19 protein-coding genes are annotated in these 18,316 nt (G+C 45.1%); 1 reads left to right on the forward strand and 18 read right to left on the reverse strand.

Going from position 1 to position 18,316, the window contains the following annotated elements; all coding sequences use genetic code 11:
• Positions 1-80 precede the first annotated feature (80 nt).
• From PGY05_RS01180 to PGY05_RS01250, 15 genes are all read right to left on the reverse strand, one after another.
• On the reverse strand, positions 81-794 hold the full coding sequence (locus PGY05_RS01180; protein WP_330672923.1) for an IS3 family transposase: 714 nt from the start codon (positions 792-794) through the stop codon (positions 81-83).
• Positions 773-1,246 carry a transposase gene (locus tag PGY05_RS01185; RefSeq protein WP_270475173.1) on the reverse strand — a complete coding sequence of 158 codons (474 nt, stop codon included), beginning with the start codon at positions 1,244-1,246 and terminating at the stop codon, positions 773-775. The genes PGY05_RS01180 and PGY05_RS01185 overlap by 22 nt, the downstream gene beginning before the upstream one ends.
• Positions 1,247-1,313: 67 nt before the next feature.
• Positions 1,314-2,006 (reverse strand): prepilin peptidase, encoded by a 693-nt coding sequence (locus tag PGY05_RS01190; protein WP_008372328.1) that lies wholly within the window; start codon positions 2,004-2,006, stop codon positions 1,314-1,316.
• Positions 2,007-2,234: 228 nt separating this feature from the next.
• Positions 2,235-3,428 (reverse strand): nitrogenase component 1, encoded by a 1,194-nt coding sequence (locus tag PGY05_RS01195; protein ID WP_270475174.1) that lies wholly within the window; start codon positions 3,426-3,428, stop codon positions 2,235-2,237.
• Positions 3,425-4,765 (reverse strand): nitrogenase component 1, encoded by a 1,341-nt coding sequence (locus PGY05_RS01200; protein ID WP_175305717.1) that lies wholly within the window; start codon positions 4,763-4,765, stop codon positions 3,425-3,427. The genes PGY05_RS01195 and PGY05_RS01200 overlap by 4 nt, the downstream gene beginning before the upstream one ends.
• Positions 4,759-5,526 (reverse strand): nucleotide-binding protein, encoded by a 768-nt coding sequence (locus PGY05_RS01205; RefSeq protein WP_008372336.1) that lies wholly within the window; start codon positions 5,524-5,526, stop codon positions 4,759-4,761. The genes PGY05_RS01200 and PGY05_RS01205 overlap by 7 nt, the downstream gene beginning before the upstream one ends.
• Complete coding sequence (locus PGY05_RS01210) at positions 5,523-5,795, reverse strand: TM1266 family iron-only hydrogenase system putative regulator (RefSeq protein ID WP_008372338.1); 273 nt, start codon at positions 5,793-5,795, stop codon at positions 5,523-5,525. The genes PGY05_RS01205 and PGY05_RS01210 overlap by 4 nt, the downstream gene beginning before the upstream one ends.
• Positions 5,796-5,846: 51 nt before the next feature.
• The gene (hypE, locus tag PGY05_RS01215; RefSeq protein ID WP_008372341.1) at positions 5,847-6,866 is read right to left on the reverse strand and encodes a hydrogenase expression/formation protein HypE; all 1,020 of its coding nucleotides are present in this window, start codon (positions 6,864-6,866) and stop codon (positions 5,847-5,849) included.
• Positions 6,856-6,978 (reverse strand): hypothetical protein, encoded by a 123-nt coding sequence (locus PGY05_RS01220; RefSeq protein ID WP_270475175.1) that lies wholly within the window; start codon positions 6,976-6,978, stop codon positions 6,856-6,858. Before PGY05_RS01220 ends, hypE begins: the two co-directional genes overlap by 11 nt.
• A gap of 287 nt (positions 6,979-7,265) precedes the next feature.
• Positions 7,266-8,318: a hydrogenase formation protein HypD gene (gene hypD / locus PGY05_RS01225; protein ID WP_022220583.1), complete on the reverse strand. Its 1,053-nt coding sequence runs from the start codon at positions 8,316-8,318 to the stop codon at positions 7,266-7,268.
• The gene (locus tag PGY05_RS01230) at positions 8,318-8,527 is read right to left on the reverse strand and encodes a HypC/HybG/HupF family hydrogenase formation chaperone (RefSeq protein WP_022220582.1); all 210 of its coding nucleotides are present in this window, start codon (positions 8,525-8,527) and stop codon (positions 8,318-8,320) included. The genes hypD and PGY05_RS01230 overlap by 1 nt, the downstream gene beginning before the upstream one ends.
• A 403-nt stretch (positions 8,528-8,930) precedes the next feature.
• A complete protein-coding gene (gene hypF, locus PGY05_RS01235) occupies positions 8,931-11,261 on the reverse strand; it encodes a carbamoyltransferase HypF (protein ID WP_195479025.1) in 2,331 nt (776 codons plus the stop codon).
• Positions 11,262-12,302: a nitrogenase component 1 gene (locus tag PGY05_RS01240; RefSeq protein WP_055156577.1), complete on the reverse strand. Its 1,041-nt coding sequence runs from the start codon at positions 12,300-12,302 to the stop codon at positions 11,262-11,264.
• Position 12,303: 1 nt separating this feature from the next.
• Complete coding sequence (locus PGY05_RS01245; protein WP_270475176.1) at positions 12,304-13,584, reverse strand: nitrogenase component 1; 1,281 nt, start codon at positions 13,582-13,584, stop codon at positions 12,304-12,306.
• A gap of 5 nt (positions 13,585-13,589) precedes the next feature.
• Positions 13,590-14,345 carry a nucleotide-binding protein gene (locus PGY05_RS01250; RefSeq protein ID WP_022220578.1) on the reverse strand — a complete coding sequence of 252 codons (756 nt, stop codon included), beginning with the start codon at positions 14,343-14,345 and terminating at the stop codon, positions 13,590-13,592.
• A gap of 387 nt (positions 14,346-14,732) precedes the next feature.
• Between PGY05_RS01250 and PGY05_RS01255 the strand changes: the two genes are divergently transcribed.
• Positions 14,733-15,455 (forward strand): hypothetical protein, encoded by a 723-nt coding sequence (locus tag PGY05_RS01255; protein WP_270475177.1) that lies wholly within the window; start codon positions 14,733-14,735, stop codon positions 15,453-15,455.
• A gap of 57 nt (positions 15,456-15,512) precedes the next feature.
• Here PGY05_RS01255 and greA read toward each other — a convergent pair whose 3' ends face one another.
• The 3 genes from greA to dxr form a co-directional block, all read right to left on the reverse strand.
• The gene (greA, locus tag PGY05_RS01260) at positions 15,513-16,016 is read right to left on the reverse strand and encodes a transcription elongation factor GreA (RefSeq protein WP_008372359.1); all 504 of its coding nucleotides are present in this window, start codon (positions 16,014-16,016) and stop codon (positions 15,513-15,515) included.
• 118 nt (positions 16,017-16,134) lie between these two features.
• Positions 16,135-17,163 (reverse strand): RIP metalloprotease RseP, encoded by a 1,029-nt coding sequence (gene rseP, locus PGY05_RS01265; RefSeq protein WP_173685966.1) that lies wholly within the window; start codon positions 17,161-17,163, stop codon positions 16,135-16,137.
• A gap of 3 nt (positions 17,164-17,166) precedes the next feature.
• Positions 17,167-18,312: a 1-deoxy-D-xylulose-5-phosphate reductoisomerase gene (dxr, locus tag PGY05_RS01270; RefSeq protein ID WP_022220576.1), complete on the reverse strand. Its 1,146-nt coding sequence runs from the start codon at positions 18,310-18,312 to the stop codon at positions 17,167-17,169.
• Between the last annotated feature and the right edge of the window lie 4 nt (positions 18,313-18,316).

Here is an 18,316-nt window from a genome sequence, read left to right on the forward strand (position 1 = left end):
TTCTGGTATGCTCCCCGTCAAGAGGACAATAAAAAATAATAAATTTTTGTATCGTCAGCCATGCTATGGCTGGCGATATTTTATGCTGCTTTTGTATATTGCTCATGATATTTCATTGGTCCATTGTCAATACAGTGGGCAACTTTAGACATACTCTGCTTCATATGATATTTTTTTAATCTAGTATAAAACTGTGCGCTTGTATATTGAAAGCCTCGATCAGAATGAACTAATGGGTGTGCATCTGCCTCCTGACGAACAGCCTCATCAAACGTGTCCATAACTAATGGATTATCATTATGATCGCTGATTTTAAAGGAAACAATCCTTCTATCATATAAATCTAAAATAGCACTCAGATAAACTTTATGAACTTCTATTCCGTTGTAGTATTTAAATTCAGAAACATCTGTAAGCCACTTTTCATTCGGTTTTTCGGCGTGAAATTCACGGTGTAAATAGTTTTTTGCTATGTGATCAGGATTTCTGTCTCCTCTGGTACAACTCTTAGGTTTCCATTTAATATTTGATTTTATATCGTATTTCCTACAAATACGAAGTACTCGTTTATCATTCACATGAATTCCTTTGATTCCTTTATGTCCATCTAATTCATCACGAATCCTTCGATATCCCATATCTGGATGCTGGTTATGAATCCTTTGGATTTCAGTGGATAGTCTTTCGTTTCGAAGTTCATTATTACTTTTCGGATATTTTACCCAGCGGTAATACGCAGAACGTGTAACATTAAGATATTTACAAAGTCTATCTATGGGATAATGCTTAGATATTTGAGTGCCATTGTACCATAATTCTTATCATTTGCAAGACAATCTGTTACTATTTTTAATCTCTCATCAAGTGTAGTGTTCTTTGCTTTTTTCATGTAAGCACCTCCAGTGGAGGTTTTTAATATTCCACCAGAATTATACACCTTAATCCAATCGGAAAGCTGTCTGTGTGAACGAATTCCGTATTTTGTGCAAATATCCTGAAGAGATCCTTCTCCGTTAAGATAATCATTTATAGCAGATATTTTTAAATCTTTTGAATAAGATCTGTTTTTCGGTTGATTGAGTAATCCAGTTGATCCATCATACTGATAAATAGAAACCCAATTTCGAATACTATGATGATCAACTCCCAATTCTTTTCCTGCTTTCCGTATGCCAATTTCTCCTGCAAGGTAGCGTTCGACTATTTTTACTTTTTCTACTGGTTCTATCTTACTCTTTCTGAACATGAAAATACCCCCAGATAGGACTTTTATATTTCATTGTCCTATATGAGGGTAGCATATCATTTTCTGCCTATACCGCCCCAAACTGCAGATACCACACTGCCATCTTATCTCCCAGAAAAATTGCAGTTGCAAGTCCAAACGCAAGAAATGGTCCAAACGCAAACTGATCTGTTTTATTCAGCCTCTTTCGTACCAGCATCAGTGTCACATAAGCACCTCCTGTTATAATCCCAATACACATTGCACATATCATTGACGCGCCACCAATAAGCAATCCGCTTACCGACATCAGCTTGATATCTCCGCCTCCGAAAGCCCCTGGAATTGCAAGTGCCAGCACCAGCATCGGCACTGATATGATTCCCATACCGGTCAGTCTTGTAGCAATTCCCATCTCCGGATAAAGCATAAAGTCCAAAACCGCAAGTATCAAGATCATAATATGAAATCGATCATAAATCATCTGTATATGCCAGTCAACCAAGGCAATCACAAACAGTATTCCCAAATATATAAAAAAAACTGCGCCTCTTAGTGAAATCACACCCATTTTCCCGCAACCATATACAATTGCACAACCGGTCATGGATACTCCACCTGTTAATTCCACTAAGAAATATCTTGCAATCCTCTTGCTCTTTGCACATATTGCGCTTTTCCCGTATGTTAATTTATCGATGACAATATGTAAGAAGCTGAAGATGCCAGCTCCGAAAAAGAACCTTATTATCCATAATATGATTTCTAAAACCACAAACATCCTCTCATAATTAAATGATTTGTTATAAATTATAACAGTTTTTTCGCAAAAAAGGTACTGTTTTTAATGCTTTATTTAATTTTTCTGTCACAAAATTGATCATGACAATATTTTGAAACCTGCCGGAGACCTTTTAATAACAGGAAATGCAATTTCCTGTTATAGAAAAAACGGAAACAAAAAATGGATCAATCTCTTTTGTGAGAATTTGATCCATTTTTACCGCATCTAAATCAGTTGTCCCAGCACCGGAAGCCTTTTCAGATAAATTCTTCCGGAAAATGCAATATGCGGCAGTTCATAAAACATACAATACTTCGGGCAGATTGGCTGATACAATGGATCCGCTACAATGATTTCTGCATCTTTCAATGCTTCTTCCATTTCTTCTTCCCCACAGATCCATCTGTCCTGTCTGCAAAGCAGACCTTCTGTTTTTTCCAGCGGGCAGAGAACTTCCACCGGACAGCCATATTTCTGTTCGATCCCTGCTGCCAGAGATTCCATGGTCACCGGTTCTCCGATCAGAGTCACTTTCTTTTGTCTGCCTGCCACTTCAGGCTTCTTTATTTCTTCTCCCGATGCCGGATTTCTGTTTCCCTTCTGCTCCATGATTTCTTCAATTTCACCCTGCATCCGATCCTTTCGATATGGTATCTGCTCTTTTTCTTCCAGTGCTTTCGCAATCCGCTCTGTATAAGAGCCAATCGGCGTTCCAACCACATACGGGGTTCCGAACTTTTCTTCCAGTACTTTCGCCGCACGAAGCCCGACCGAAGATACCACCAGATTCACCTCTGCTTCTCCTGCCTGCAAAAATGCATCCAGTTCATCTCCCATTGCCCAGGTAGACAGCACCTTCCATCCACAGGCTTTCAGGTTCTCTTTCAGCACCTCTACATGAGATACCGATCCAAAGTCCAGTGGTGTCACACCAAGCAGATTGACGGTGCGTGCCTGAATCCGTCCTGTCTTTTCCCCGGTAAATCTTTTCGCGATCTCCTCTAATGCAATTCCTGCCCCATACACATAATCATGCATTCCGTTCGTAGGTACTGCAAATGCAGGAATCCCGGTTTCTTCTTCCAGTACCTGTGCCAGTGCCGGAAAATCGGTTCCATTCATATACGGAATTGGGGATCCTGCAAGGGCAATAAATTTCGGATGCAGCTCCCTTGCTGCCTCTTTGATATCATCCAGAAATTTTTCATCATTTCCCATGATCGCATCAATTTCTGTCAGACCGGAAATATAGATCAGACTGTCCTGATCGTACCAGCGGATCTCATCGTGAGTGTTGTAGGTCGAATTGCATCCGGACGGGTCGTGCATAACTGTCATGCCGCCAAGCTCATAAAGTGCAGAACACACACCGGATACATCCGATGTATAAATTGGTATGATTCGATAAGATTGTCTCATATACAGCTTTCACACCCCCATCCTTTTCGCACAACCAGATCTTCCGTGTCTTTTTCTTCGGTAAATGCTTCGGCCATAAGCTCTGCCGTCCTGCGGATCCCGTCAAATCCGTAAAGGCCGCCGCCCTGTACCATATTGACAAAATACGGACTTCCTGTAAACCATGCCGCCTTCTGTCCGATCGCCAGTATTTTTTCATCCGATGTTCTCGGAAGCACACGCATTTTCACCTGGATCGTTGCAATCAACTGCAGATCCGGTGCATGCTCCTTCAGCCACTCAAATTCTGCTTTTTCTTCCGGACTGATGGAATCCAGATAGATCCGTATTACCCGGAAGCCATGAGTAAGCAGAAGCTTTGCAAGTCCCAGTGGACGTGGATGGTACAGATAATCAATGGCAACCGCAGTGTCTCCGATCACCTCATGCGCCTTTTCCAGTGCCTTTTCACAGGCATCAATTTCCCCTTCTACTGAAATCGTTTCCTCCAGCTTTCCATAGCCCATTGTCTGGCAAAAATTTTCCAGCTGTGCTGTGATCTCTTCATAATCAAAGCTGCCCGGCAGATACAGGTATGGTCGTTTCAGACGCTCTGAAAGCGCTTCCGCACCATACTTAGATGGTGGATAAGAAGATATAAAAAGTTTCCCTTCGGAAAGTGCCAGATAGTCTTCCCAGCTTTTACATCCCGGCAGTTCCCGGAAGATTCCCTGATGTGCCCGGACGATTCGTTTCAGATCTGCATTTTTTTCCAGTACGAAATCACTGCCGAGAAAACTCACAGCTTTTTCATCTGCTTTTCGCTTTGGAAGTGGCTCATAAATCGCTTTTCTCAGCTTCTGATCCGGTGTCGGTCCATGCTTCTGCATGATCGGATCCATATAACAGCGGATAAATGTAATCTTTGGGAACCTCTCTTCCAGTTCCTGATACACCCGTTCCAGATCGCATCCCAGAAAATGATGCAGACAGACGGTAAATAAAAGAACTGCTTTCGGTTTTTCTTCCAACTTATTCAGCACATCCGTCACGCCTTCGATGGTGATGTCCTCCAGATTTCCATTTAACAGATTCTCTTCTTTTACGATCACAAAGGAAAACCGGTCAGCCGCATTCATTTCCGCCGCTGTCAGCACCACACCTCGCATGCAGTTATCTGCACAGACATAGATCTGTCTTGCCTCCGGCATCAGCATTCCGGTATGTACGATGTTCCAGTTGCCGTGAACCGGCGAGTTAAATTCAAGCCCCGGTGCAAATGGAACCGGAAATGTGGCATCCTTGATGGCTACTGCCGCGCCTTTTTCATCCACCGGATGTCCTACCCGTTTTAACATGGTCTCTCCTCTCCGCACACTGCAAGGATCTGATCTGCCAGCTTCCGGTATTCCTCTGCCATCTGAGAATCCGGTGCGTATTCCAGCAGAACCTTACCGGCTTCTTCTGCTTCCATCACAAGTTCGCTCCGGTCAAGCTGTCCAATGATCTGCGTGTGAAAATCCCCTGCAAGCTCCCGCACCTTTTCTTCCTCTCTCGGAACCTCTCTTTTATTTAAAATAATACCGCCAAGGGAAGCATATCCCCGGTTCCTGAAATTCTCTACTGCCATTGCAATATTGGCCCCGGCATGGATCGCCATATTTTCACCGGATGTGATGATGAATACCTGATCCGCATAGCCTTTTCGCATTGGCATGGAAAAGCCACCGCAGACTACATCACCAAGTACATCATATAACACGATATCCGGCTGGTAGGTCTCATAAGCACCGGTTTCTTCCAGCTTCTCAAGGGCGGTGATAATCCCGCGTCCTGCACATCCAAGTCCCGGTGTCGGTCCACCTGCTTCTACACAGACCACACCTGCATAGCCAACCGTAACCATATCTTCCAGTTTTAGATTCTGTTTCTTCTGTTGGAACATTTCCAGTACGGTTGGAATCTCCTTTCCGTGTCGGAGCTGGATGGTCGAATCCGCCTTCGGATCACAGCCGATCTGCATGACCTTGTATCCTTTTTCGGCAAGTGCCACCGCAAGATTGGATACAGTTGTGGATTTTCCGATCCCGCCTTTTCCGTACACTGCTATCTTTTTCATTCCGCTTTTTCCTCCGCTTTCGTAATGACGTTCGAGTACGCCGTTTTTGTGGATACCCCATTCAGACGCCCGATCTTCCCTGACAAAGCACTGATCATATCTTGCGGTGCATCAATGGCGATGCTGATGATATTAATTCCCTTCTCCCGGTACGGAATTCCCATTCTTCCAATGATATACTCTCCTGCTTCATGCAGGTAATGGTTCAGTTCCTCAATCGCGGCAGGATTCTCCACAATAATTGAAATGACTGCTACTCTGGTGTCCATGAAAAGTCTCCTTTCTTTTTGAAATGTCACCGATTCCGCATTTCAGATTGTTTAGCAGATACGTGGCAGCAATTCTCCGCCCGGCTGTGGAAGAAGTGCCTGCGTTCCGATTTCTGTAGTCATGACTACTTTCCCCGGCTGCTCTGCAGTTACTTCTCCGATAATTGCCGCATTCTGTGAATACGGACATTTGTGCAGTACTTCTACAATCTTTTCTGCCTCTGCTTTTGGTGCCATAATGACCATTCTTCCTTCACATGCAAGGTAAAGTGGCTCCAGTCCAAGCATTCCGCAGACTCCCTTCACTTCCGGTGCAACCGGAACTTTTTCAGCATTCAGACGGATTCCAACATTACTTTGTCCCGCAATCTCATAAAGTACTGTTCCAACTCCACCTCTTGTCGCATCACGGATGACATGCAGATCATGTGTTGCATTTATCACTTCTTCTACAGTATGCCATAGTGGTGCACAGTCACTGGTCACATCCGCTTCGATTCCGAAGTCTTCTCTTGCAAGAAGGATCGTACAACCATGGCGTCCCACATCTCCGGTCACAATGATCGCGTCTCCCGGCTGTGCCAGTTCTCCTCCGACTTTTACGCCGTCCTCGATCTGTCCCATTCCGGTTGTTGTGATAAATACACCGTCTACCTGTCCTTTTCCTGCTACCTTGGTATCTCCGGATACAATACGGACACCGGCTTCTTTTGCCGTTTTCTCCATTGCTGCTGCGATCTCTTCCAGTTTTTCCATCGGAAATCCTTCTTCAATTACAAATGCACAAGTCAGATAAAGTGGTTTTGCTCCCATACATGCAAGGTCATTAACTGTTCCGCAGATGGAAAGCTTTCCGATATTTCCTCCTGGGAAGAATGCCGGAGATACAATAAATCCATCCGTAGATACTGCCATCTTTCCGACTGGTGGTGTAAGAACTGCCGCATCATCCGCAGTCAGATCCGGATTGGCAAAATGTGCTGCAAATACTTTATCGATCAGCTCTGAAGTCTGCTTTCCGCCGGCTCCGTGTGCCATAGTTACTGTCTGGTTGTCCATTTTATTTTCCATTTTTAACTTCCTTCTCTCCTAATCGTTTCCGTATATATGATACCGGATTGTTCCAGTGTTCCATTCTTTTGTTTCCCTGATACCGGATTGTTCCGCACTTACGTGCTCTCACAATCCTCAAAACATTCGTAATCCGCTCATTTTTCTTCGCGAAATGGCTACTTACTCATGTTTTGGCGGGGATAAAGGTCAGAAGTCTTCCTGCAAGCAAGCTTGCGTCGGTGTTCCATTCCTTCGTTTCCCTGATACCGGATTGTTCCGCACTTACGTGCTCTCACAATCCTCAAAACATTCGTAATCCGCTCATTTTTCTTCGCGAAATGGCTACTTACTCATGTTTTGGCGGAGATAAAGGTCAGAAGTCTTCCTGCAAGCAAGCTTGCGTCAGACTTCTGACTTTTATCCCCTGGTATCATACATATAGTAAGCCGAGCATGCGCCCTCGCCGGATACCATGCAGGCTCCTACCGGGTGCTGCGGTGTACATACCTTGCCAAACACCTTGCAGTCGGACGGTTTGCATTTTCCCTGCAGTACATCTCCGCAGCGGCATGCCGGATTTGCTTTTCCTTCGATCTTTGGCATATTGTATTTCTTTCTGGCATCGTATGCTTCCCATTCTTCTCTCAGCTGCATACCGGATCCCGGAATGATTCCAAGACCTCTCCACTCGCTGTCGCATCCTTCCATCAGTTCATTCACCAGCCTCTGTGCCTCACGGCTTCCTTCTCTGGTGACAACTCTCGGATAGCAGTTTACGAAGAACGGCTTTCCTTCCTGGAAGCGTACCAGTGCGACCGCAAGTGCTGTGAGCAGTTCTTTTGCCGTAAATCCTGCTACCACACCGCTGACTCCTTCTTTTACCAGTTCCTCACAAAGTTCAGTCCCCGTGATTGCATTGACGTGTCCCGGATATAAAAATACATCCGCACTGCCTTTGAGTGCCTCGTAGGCTCCCGGCATCGTCTTATTGGCAACCAGAAGAGAATAATTGGAAATTCCATCTTCCTTTGCCTGTTTAACCGAAAGGCATCCTGCAGGTGTCGTTGTCTCAAACCCAACGGATAAAAATGTCACCTGTTCTTCCGGATGATCTTTCGCATATTTTTCCGCATCTGCCGGTGAATAAACGATATGGATCTTTGCTCCTTTTTCTCTTGCTCCGGCAAGGCTCATCTGACTTCCCGGTACGCGGACCAGATCACCAAATGTACAGATCGTCACCTGCTTCTCCAACGCCAGATAAATTGCTTCATCAATGAAGCTGACCGGTGTTACGCAGACCGGGCATCCCGGTCCTGAGATCAGTTCTACCTGCTTTGGCAAAAGTTTTCGGATCCCCAGACGGAAAATTTCATGGGTATGGGTTCCGCATACTTCCATGATCCGCACTGCCGGTCCGTCATAATTTTCTATGATCTCTCTGGCTGTTCGTTTCTTTTGTTCTTCCATTACAGCAGTTCCTCCATAAGCTGATCGGTCTCGCTTTCATCTTCATCGGTGATCTTTGCGATCGCAACTCCGGCGTGGACCATGACGTAATCACCTGGTTCCAGATTCTCCAAGAGCTTGGATGAAACCTCTCTTTTTGCACCGCCTGCGTCAACGACGGCGGTTCCGTTACTGATTTTTACAACTTTTGCTGATAATCCAACACACATGTGGGTAATTCCTCCTTTTTTTGGGAAGGGACGCAAGGAGAGAAAACAATTGGGACCGGCTGCGGTTTCGGAGTCCGGTGTTCTCTAGGAAGGCTTCGTGTTGCTAAGAGCATTTACAGAAATCCATAACTCGCTTCGCTCAAACAGATGGATTTCTGTAAATAACGCAACACTGCAGTTTCCAAGAGAACGCTCGGGCTCCTGCAAATGCAGCCGGTCCCAATTGTTTTCTCTCCCTGCTGGCGCTTCCTAAAATTTAACGTGTTGACAAAGGGGGAATTGACAAGGCAGTGCCTTGTTGTCAATTCCTGATTTGTTTGTTCCTGGTGGTCCTTTTCCTCTTTTATTGTAATTTGTAATAGTTTTTAGATTAACTCTGTTTAAAATATTTTTATGTCTGGTTTTATTTTATCTCATGCTTTTGTAAATATGCCATTGCGTAGGCTGCCTGACCAAGTGACAATCCTCCGTCATTTGGTGGAATGAGGTGATGGTGCAGGGTGATGAGACCTTGCTTAACCAGACCTTCTTCTACCAGCCGTAGTAGTAAGCGGTTCTGGAAAACTCCGCCGCTTAGGGCAACTTTCCGGATTCCGGTCTGATGACTTGCTGTAAGGGCTGCGGATATGATCTGTCTTGCAAGTACCTGGTGGAACTCGTATGCAAGTTGTCCGGTATCTTCCCCGGCAAGACGTTTTTTTGCGAGGTTTTTGGCTAATTCGCCGGTATTTAGAATCAGGCGGTCTTCTGCCGTTTCTGTAAATGGCTTAAGCATGATGGGTTCGTATGGATGCTGCATTGTTTTTTCGTAAGCTTCTGCTGCAAACTCTAATGCCGTAGATGCTTCTCCCTCGAAAGTGGATTTTTTCCGGATTCCGAGGATAGCACTGACTCCATCAAAGAGACGGCCGGCACTGGTAGATCGAACAGCATTCAGGTGTCGTCCGGTCATTGTCACCAGTACTTTTGCCTCCGGTTCGGTGCAAAGCTCCAGTTTCTTCATCCATTCGACCGTTTTTTCTTTATCCTGCAATTCTTCATAGAGAAGAGAACCGGCAATTCGCCAGCCTTCTTTTGCAGAAAGATCTCCACCTACCTGCCAGAATGGCTTAATGCTGCCAAGTCTTTCAAATCCATTGTAATCACAACGAAGAATTTCTCCACCCCAGATGGTCCCATCCGTTCCATAGCCGGTTCCGTCAAAGGAAACGCCGATCACCGGATCTTCGCAGTCATTTTCTGCCATACAGGACAGAATATGTGCAAAATGGTGCTGTATCTTCAGAACCGGAAGTCCAAGTTCTTCCGCAACAACTGTCGCATTGTATTTCGGATGCAGATCGCATGCCACAACCTTTGGTTCTACCTCCAGAAGTGTTTCCATTCTGCCGATCGTTTCTTTTAAAGCTTCCACGGTGCGCAGATCTTCCAGATCTCCCACATAAGGGGATGGGTAAAATCTGCCGTCCACACCGATACAGAATGTATTTTTCAGTTCTCCTCCAGTGGCAAGTACCTGCCCTTTCCACGACATCTGAACCATGGTCGGAAGTGGCGCATAGCCTCTGGATCTGCGGATCATATATGGCTCATTTTTATAAAAATCCATCACCGAATCATCGGCACGGATCCGGATTTTCCGGTTGTGGGAAAGCATACAGTCGCACAGACGGGAAAGTTCCTGAATCGCTTCTTTGTCCTCCCTGCAGATCGGTGCACCGGATGTATTTCCACTGGTCATAACCAAAAAAGACGGCATCCGGATTCCATCATCATAGGTAAAGAGCAGAAGCTGTACCGGTGCATACGGCAACATTACTCCAACCTTTGGATTACCAGGTGCAATACTTTCGCAAAGTGTTTCTTCACCATCTTCTTTTTTGTCCAGAAGCAGGATCGGTTTTTGATGTCCGGTCAGAATTTTTTCCTGTTCTTCACTGACCAGGCATTCTCTTTTCACAGATTCCAGATCTTTTGCCATAACTGCAAATGGTTTCGCCGGACGTTTTTTCAGTTCTCTGAGGCGCTTCACCGCCTCTTCATTAGTCGCATCGCAGCACAGGTGGAAACCTCCAATCCCCTTAATCGCCACAATTCCGCCTTCTGCAATGGTCCGTCTGGTGTAAATGATCGCATCTCTTCCGCGTTCTTCTCTGCCGATCAGGTAGACCTCCGGACCACACTCGTTACAACAGACTGGCTGTGCATCGTATCTCCGGGTTGCCGGATCATAATATTCTTTTGCGCAATCCGGACACATCGGAAATTCTTTCATGCTGGTGCGCTCCCGGTCATACGGAAGGGCATCCAGGATCGTAAGTCTTGGTCCACAGCAGGTACAGTTGATAAATGGATGCAGATATCTACGGTTCTTCGGATCAAACATTTCTTCCTTGCATTCATCACAAATTGCAATATCCGGTGAGACAAAAATCTCACCTTTCGTCTTTTCACTTTCAATGATCGCAAACTCCGTAAAGTCTTCTGCTTCTTCTACCGGCTCAATATTCATTTTCAAAATTGCTGCCCGCTTCGGCGGCTTATTCTCAATATCTGAGATAAATCCATCCACTGCCTCTTCCGGTCCCTGCGCAAAGATTTCCACATACGGACCTTTATTGGACACGCTGCCCCGGATCTGATGCGTAGCCGCATGTCTGCTCACAGTCGGACGAAATCCTACGCCTTGCACAATCCCATAGACGCGGATCTGTTTTGTCACTTCATTTTTCATCTATTCACACAGTCTCCCTGACACTGCAAAATGTCTTGTATTTACGAAGATTCCCTGGAAATCCGGAACCATTTTTTCCATACATGCATCTGCGAAAATGATATCAAATCCACCATTTTTCACAAGATCGATATAATCATCTTCCTCACGCAACGACACATCCTGCGGACAGGCAAGCTCTTTTTTCCTCATAAACCAGGTTGCTGTCTGCACCTCTGCCGAATTCTCTCTTTTAAGAATTTCCTGCCGGATTGCTTCCGCCATCACCTGCTGGTGTACCACAAGGATTTTCTTTCCCTGATAGTCCAGATTCGGAACCAACTCACCTGCTGCCGGATAACCGATCTCATACGGCGTACCAAAGGTCTTTTCCAAATATTTGGCTACTTCCAGTGCTGCCGCAGATACAACAATATTTTTGCCAACTTCCGATGCCCTTTCTACTGCCTCAAGCCCATCGCCCATTCCATAGCAAATGGCTTCTTTTCCTTCTTTTTTCAGTTCCTCTCTTACTTTATCTGCTGCTTTCAGATCGCTTACATCCTGTGGCGTCATTCCAAGGATACCGACTTTTTCTTTGCATACCTCATATTTTTCCTTTGCAAATGCAGTAAATAATGCAAGATACGCTTTTTCTTCCCCTTTATCGTAAAGCTCCATTCCGTCGGTATCAATGGCAAGAATCGGAAGGTCGGTCTTTTTTTCACACATTCTTTTCAGTGCCTGGTAATCCGTTCCGATCACAGCCGGAACCGGAGTGCCGACAATCGCCGCAAAATTCGCATCAATCTTATCAGCTGCATCGACCAGCTTTGCGACCAGACGGTCATCTCTTCCAAGGATTGCATCCATATCACGAAGTCCTGCGCTGAATACTGCACTTTTCCGTTCAAACCATCTCGGCTCGTCAAAACCGCAGACATTTCCTGTGCATCCTCCCGCGTCGCAGATGACGATGATTCCGCCAAGTTCATATAACACAGACACTGCGCCCGACTGATCCGGTGCAAATGGTGTCAGATATTTTCTAAGTCCTCTCATGCTACACCTCCAAAAGGGTTTCAAACAACCGTGTCACACCTGCATAACCATAAGGCTGTCTGTCCTGATTCCAGATCACATTCGGCTGATCCGGATGATAGTATCCCGCATCCTTTCCAATGGTCATATTCACGCCGCTCTTTTCCGGATCGTAGTACAGCATGGTCGGTTCCATATTGGAAAATACCTTCGTCTCCGGGCTGAGCTGGGATAACTGGTTCAGGTAAATAAAATTCTCTGCTGTCAGTGTTCCATAGATTTCCGGCACCTTAAATCCATATTTGATCATCGCAAGTGCCATTTCAAATGGATCTCCGTTCATGCATTCCCCGATCGCAAAGCTTGCATCCGGCCGTTTCTCTTTGAATTTCGCCACGGTTTCTTCCGCTTTTTCACGATAAACTTCATCAGAAAATGTCACCCCAAGCACTTTCCCAAATGCCTGATACTGGCTGGCGATCTTGTCTGTCTGGTAGAGTCTCCTGAGTTCAATAAACGGAATCTGCAGACGGTTATGAAAATCCTCTGCCGCAAATCTGACTTCCGGGTGAAGTACCAGATTAAAATTTGCCTCAGACATGGTCTGATATTCCTCATAGTCCTTGCATCTGGAGATTTCATGGATGGTCTTAACTCCTGCGCTGTGCAAAAGATCATACAGCTCACACTCATCGATCAGCGGCGAGAAAAATCCAAGCAGGTTCACCACATTTCCTTTTTTCTTCTTTGGCTCCAGAAGGGAATATAAAGACTGACGTACATGCACCATCGGCGGCTTTCTTCCTTCTCTTGTCAGCGCGTACATGTAACATGGTCGAACCGGAAGTCCGGCTCTTTCTTCCGCTTTTCTGCACACACGCTCCATGTCCGTCCCAAGAAGAGCATCTACACAGGTAATACAAATCATCACAACGGACGGTCTCTTTTCACAGCAATTGCAGATTTCTTCTACTGCCTTCGGAATCTTTTTCAAATGACGTCCCGTTACGATATCGGTCTCGTCCATCATCAGATAGAAAAAACGGTTATCATATTCCCTCATGGAGCTGATAAGCGAAGTATTTCGTCCACAGCAGCCCGGTGCCACGATCAGCATGATCGAATCCGGCACAGCAAGTCCCGCTCTTTTTACTCCGAATCCTTCTGCTCCCGGTGAGTTAAATGCAAGCGTTGCCGGTGAGCTGTAGATCAGGTGTGTATTCGACCGGAGCTGTGCCGGAATCGCATCTCTTCCCAGTTTATTTAATTCTTTTACGGTACAATAATATGCTTCTTTTGCCATACCTTCTATTCCTCACTCTTCAGTAATAACTCTGCCAGATCAAAAAATCTCTTACTGATCGCGGAATCTTTGTCCCCTTCGATCACCGTCATTCCCTGATCCTCATAGCGGATGATCTCATCACTTCTCGGGATTTCCCCGACGATCGGGATCCCGCTTTTTTCGGAAAATGCCTGTACTTTTTCCGTCTCATTTTCCACATTCCTGTGGTTCAGTACAATACCGAAAACTCTGGCATAGCTTCTGTCCTCAAAATTCCTCACCGCACTTGAAATATTATTTGCTGCATAAAGTGCCATCTTTTCTCCGGAAGTTACGATCAGAACCTTTTCGGCGTACCCTTCCCGGATCGGTGCTGCAAAGCCACCGCATACCACGTCACCAAGAACGTCATAAAGTACAACATCCGGCTTATATGTTTCAAATAACTGCAAATCTTCTAACAGCTGGAATGTGGCAATAATCCCGCGCCCCGCGCATCCAAGTCCCGGTGTCGGTCCACCTGTTTCAATGCAGAGCACACCACCATAGCCTTCTTTTGCAATATCTGAAAGCTCCTCCGGTTCTTCATCCTCTTCTCTCATATAATTCATCACCGGTCTGAGCGGCTCGCCGCCAAGCAGATTGATCGTAGAATCTGCCTTCGGATCACATCCAATCTGGATTACTTTCTTCCCCATCGCCGCAAATGCTGCCGCCAGGTTGGACGTAATCGTAGACTTTCCAATACCGCCCTTTCCATAAATTGCAACCTTTAACATAATCCTTTTTCCTTTCTATAACCAAGCAGGCAATTTATCGTATACACAAAAAACCCGCCTCCCAAAACGGTAGACGAGTCCCACTATACATCTTCGTATATCACCAACTGTTTCCCGCTCGGATCTACCTTGCCGTCAAAGTCTCTTGTATAAAATTATCTCCATTCAGCATTCAGATAGGAATCTTCCACTCCGTCTGCATCATTATTTTTAATTATATCTCCACGCCTATAGGTTAGTCAATTCTGACTATGTTTTATCATGGTATTTTTCTATATTTTTTCAGGGCTTTTCTATGAATAACTGGTCAAATTCCCCATAAAATCTTGTAACAAACTTTATTGCAGCGTATACTACACCTATAAAACAAAATTTTGAGGAGCCCATATGATAAAAAAATTTTCACTACACTATATAGAAAAAGTTTTATTCTTCATCGGCATTTTTCTGCTTACCAGCGAAATCCTGAAACAATTACTCCTGACCTTCGTCATAAATAATGGGCACTACAACCTGTGGTACTTCCCATTCCAGCTCTGCAGCCTCCCGATGTATCTGCTGGTTCTCTACCCATTTTTTCACACAGAACCTGCCAGAAATACCATCCTTGGCTTCCTTTCCACCTATAATCTTCTCGGTGGAATTGCCGTTTTTTTCGATACCAGTGGAATGCATTATCCGCTTCTGATCCTGACAGTTCACTCCTATCTCTGGCATATTTTACTAATTGTCACAGGAATCCTGTCCGGTATACTTCTGGTACAGAAATCTGTACCAATGACTCCTCTTTCCTGTCCAAAAAATATTAAAAGACAGCCGACTGACGCTTCTTCACGCCGTCTGCTGCCTTCTTTTTCCCGCATCACTTTGCTCTATATTCTGTTTGTCCTCATTGCCGAATACCTGAACCACATTCTGGATCCCTTTGGTGAAATTAATCTTTTCTACATCAATCCAGATTACCGGATGGAACAGATTTTCTTTGTGAAAATTGGTGAACTCTACGGAAATAATTCTGCAATTCTGGTCTATATCCTTGCGACTATATCAGGGGCTGGGATTTTGTATGGAGCCTGGAATCTCATGATCCGTTTTTATTCTTCTCATTGACATTGCTTTTGGGAAATTTCTGCTCCCTTGCTCACATACTCTGCTCCCACCTTCAAACTAAAACGCCCGGATCTTATCCTCCTCATCATCCGTCGTATCTTCAATCTTCCGTATCACAAGCTCATACGAATAATCATCGCTAACCTTCACCTTCACAGTCTCTCCTGCTTTATGCCCGAAGATTGCCTTTCCGATCGGAGATTCGGTACTGATATAATTATGAATTGAATTCCCACGAATCGAAGTAACCAGCTTATAGGTTTCTTCCTCGTCATCCTCCGGAAAATATACGGTCACACGGTTATTGATTCCGGCAACACCTTCTTCGGAAGTATCGGATACAATCTCCGCATTTTTCAGCATTCTTTCCAGATACCGGATCCGGCTTTCATTCTGGTTCTTATATTTTTTTGCTGCATGGTATTCAAAGTTCTCACTTAAATCTCCCTGCGCACGCGCTTCCTTGACCGCTTCAATGGCTTCCTTACGGATCACATGCTTGCGATGCTGGATTTCCTCTTCAATTTTCTTTACATCACTTTCTGTAAGCTGCTCACGCATCTTTCCACCCTTCTTTCTGTAAAATAATTTCCATCAAAATATGCATCCACTAATGCACCTAACACAAAGCACCTCAATTGTAGACAATCGAAGTGCTTCGTCAAATTTTCCAATATCCCTAAAAGAAGATTCTCCGGATATCATTATACATCACAAATACCATCAGGCAAAGAAAAAGTGCCATTCCTGCCAGATGTACATACCCTTCTTTTTCCGGAGGCACCCGCTTTCCGCGGATCACTTCCACGATCAGAAATACCAGACGACCTCCATCCAGTGCCGGAAGCGGAAGTAAATTCATCACTCCAAGGTTCGCTGAAAGCAGGATCGTCATCTGCAGAAGATTCAGAAAAATCAACAGTGCTCCACCAGATTTGCTTTCCTTATACGTGGTATCCACCGCGCTCACAATGCCCACCGGTCCAGATAACTGATCCACTCCGATCCGTCCTGTCACAAGCTGTTTCAAACTGTCAATCGTCAGATTGATCCAGTATTTAACATTATACGCACTGTATGCAGCAGTCTCAAATACATTGGTCTTAACATAATTGCTGCTCGTAATTCCAATCAGATAATATCCACTGTCATTCTTCTCCGGGGTAACGGAAACCGTATTCTTTTCGCCATTTCTTTTGTATACAATCTTCATCGTCTGTCCCTGATGAAACTGATTGTAAGTAGAAATATCCTTGAAAATATGGATGTTCTTATCATTGATCTTTACAATCTCATCCCCTGCCTGAAGCCCTGCCTCAGCTGCAGGCGTTCCTGCATTTACCGTTCCTATGACCGGTTTGTCTACACCAACAAAGCAGATAATAATGAATGCACCAATAAAGGCAAGAATAAAGTTAAATACCGGACCTGCGGCAATGACCGAGATCCTGCGCCACGGCGATTTGCTGTTGAAGCTTCCCTCTGACAGATCCTCTTTCTCATCTTCCCCCATCACACACGCACCGCCGATCGGCAGTATTTTCAGACAGTAGTCTGTATTTCCGATCTTTTTGTGTGCCAGTGTCGGTCCCATTCCGATCCAGAATTCATACACATTGATTCCATTAATCCTCGCCAGAAGAAAATGTCCCAGTTCATGGAAAAATACGATGAATCCAAAAAGTAAAATCGCCAGTACGATTCCCATTTGCTACCTCCTGCTTCTGATTCTGTCATACGTTTCCTGCTCTGTGTCCAGAATCTGTTCCACAGTCGGATTCGCAATTGTCTTATGTGCTTTCATGCAGTCTTCGATAATCTCTGTAATTTCCAGATATTTAATCTCCCGGTTCAGGAACTGGCTGACTGCAAGTTCATTTGCTGCGTTAAATACCGTTGGAAGTGTTCCACCGCATCGCCCTGCCTCGTAAGCAAGTGCAAGCCCGTAGAAGGTATCCATATCCGGCTTTTCAAAATCAAGGTGTCCGATACTCCAGAAATCCACACGTTCTCCCGGAAGAAATCTTCTTTCCGGATAATAAAGTGCATACTGGATCGGCAGCTTCATATCCGGAGTACCAAGCTGTGCGATCACTGCTCCGTCCACATACTCTACCATAGAATGGATCACACTCTGCGGCTGTACAACCACCTGCACATCATCAATATCCACATTAAAAAGCCATCTGGCTTCCATCACTTCCAGTCCTTTATTGACCATGGTCGAAGAATCGATCGTAATCTTACGTCCCATCGCCCAGTTCGGATGCTTTAAAGCATCTTCCACACGGATATTCAGAAGATCCTCCTGCTTCTTTCCACGGAACGGGCCACCGGATGCCGTAAGCAGGATCTTCTTCAGTTCATTCTTTCCATGGCTTCCCTGCAGAGACTGGAAAATGGCACTGTGTTCACTGTCTACCGGAAGGATCTTTACACCACATTCCTTTGCAAGCGGCATAATGATATGCCCTGCCGTAACCAGTGTCTCTTTATTTGCAAGGGCAATATCCTTTCCGGCTTTGATCGCTGCAATTGTCGGACGGATGCCGATCATACCCACGATCGCCGTTACAAGGATCTCACTTTCCTCCATCGTGGCAATCTCCAGAAGTCCATCCATTCCGGAAACAACCTTTACATCCAGATCCCGGATCCGGCTTTTCAGTTCCTTTGCCTTCTCTTCTGTCCACATTGCCACAAGTTTTGGTTGGAATTCCCGGATCTGTTTTTCCAGAAGATCCACATTTGTTCCTGCCGCAAGCCCTGTCACTTCGATATCTTTGTTCTCACGGATCACCTCAAGTGTCTGGGTTCCGATCGAACCTGTTGAACCTAATATTGCTATTTTTTTCATTTGA

This window comes from Coprococcus sp. AF51-11b1, from assembly GCF_027682785.1.
GTDB classification, from domain to species: domain Bacteria; phylum Bacillota; class Clostridia; order Lachnospirales; family Lachnospiraceae; genus Allocoprococcus; species Allocoprococcus comes.

What these genes read in the sequence shown, in the direction of transcription:
- PGY05_RS01210 (WP_008372338.1), bottom strand. Translation starts at nt 5,795, where the DNA reads ATGGACACCAGAGTAGCAGTCATTTCAATTATTGTGGAGAATCCTGCC.
- rseP (WP_173685966.1), bottom strand. Translation starts at nt 17,163, where the DNA reads ATGGGAATCGTACTGGCGATTTTACTTTTTGGATTCATCGTATTTTTC.
- PGY05_RS01190 (WP_008372328.1), bottom strand. Translation starts at nt 2,006, where the DNA reads ATGTTTGTGGTTTTAGAAATCATATTATGGATAATAAGGTTCTTTTTC.
- greA (WP_008372359.1), bottom strand. Translation starts at nt 16,016, where the DNA reads ATGCGTGAGCAGCTTACAGAAAGTGATGTAAAGAAAATTGAAGAGGAA.
- PGY05_RS01255 (WP_270475177.1), top strand. Translation starts at nt 14,733, where the DNA reads ATGATAAAAAAATTTTCACTACACTATATAGAAAAAGTTTTATTCTTC.
- dxr (WP_022220576.1), bottom strand. Translation starts at nt 18,312, where the DNA reads ATGAAAAAAATAGCAATATTAGGTTCAACAGGTTCGATCGGAACCCAG.
- PGY05_RS01230 (WP_022220582.1), bottom strand. Translation starts at nt 8,527, where the DNA reads ATGTGTGTTGGATTATCAGCAAAAGTTGTAAAAATCAGTAACGGAACC.
- PGY05_RS01240 (WP_055156577.1), bottom strand. Translation starts at nt 12,302, where the DNA reads ATGAGAGGACTTAGAAAATATCTGACACCATTTGCACCGGATCAGTCG.
- PGY05_RS01205 (WP_008372336.1), bottom strand. Translation starts at nt 5,526, where the DNA reads ATGAAAAAGATAGCAGTGTACGGAAAAGGCGGGATCGGAAAATCCACA.
- PGY05_RS01195 (WP_270475174.1), bottom strand. Translation starts at nt 3,428, where the DNA reads ATGAGACAATCTTATCGAATCATACCAATTTATACATCGGATGTATCC.
- hypF (WP_195479025.1), bottom strand. Translation starts at nt 11,261, where the DNA reads ATGAAAAATGAAGTGACAAAACAGATCCGCGTCTATGGGATTGTGCAA.
- PGY05_RS01200 (WP_175305717.1), bottom strand. Translation starts at nt 4,765, where the DNA reads ATGTTAAAACGGGTAGGACATCCGGTGGATGAAAAAGGCGCGGCAGTA.
- PGY05_RS01185 (WP_270475173.1), bottom strand. Translation starts at nt 1,246, where the DNA reads ATGTTCAGAAAGAGTAAGATAGAACCAGTAGAAAAAGTAAAAATAGTC.
- hypE (WP_008372341.1), bottom strand. Translation starts at nt 6,866, where the DNA reads ATGGAAAATAAAATGGACAACCAGACAGTAACTATGGCACACGGAGCC.
- PGY05_RS01245 (WP_270475176.1), bottom strand. Translation starts at nt 13,584, where the DNA reads ATGGCAAAAGAAGCATATTATTGTACCGTAAAAGAATTAAATAAACTG.
- hypD (WP_022220583.1), bottom strand. Translation starts at nt 8,318, where the DNA reads ATGGAAGAACAAAAGAAACGAACAGCCAGAGAGATCATAGAAAATTAT.
- PGY05_RS01250 (WP_022220578.1), bottom strand. Translation starts at nt 14,345, where the DNA reads ATGTTAAAGGTTGCAATTTATGGAAAGGGCGGTATTGGAAAGTCTACG.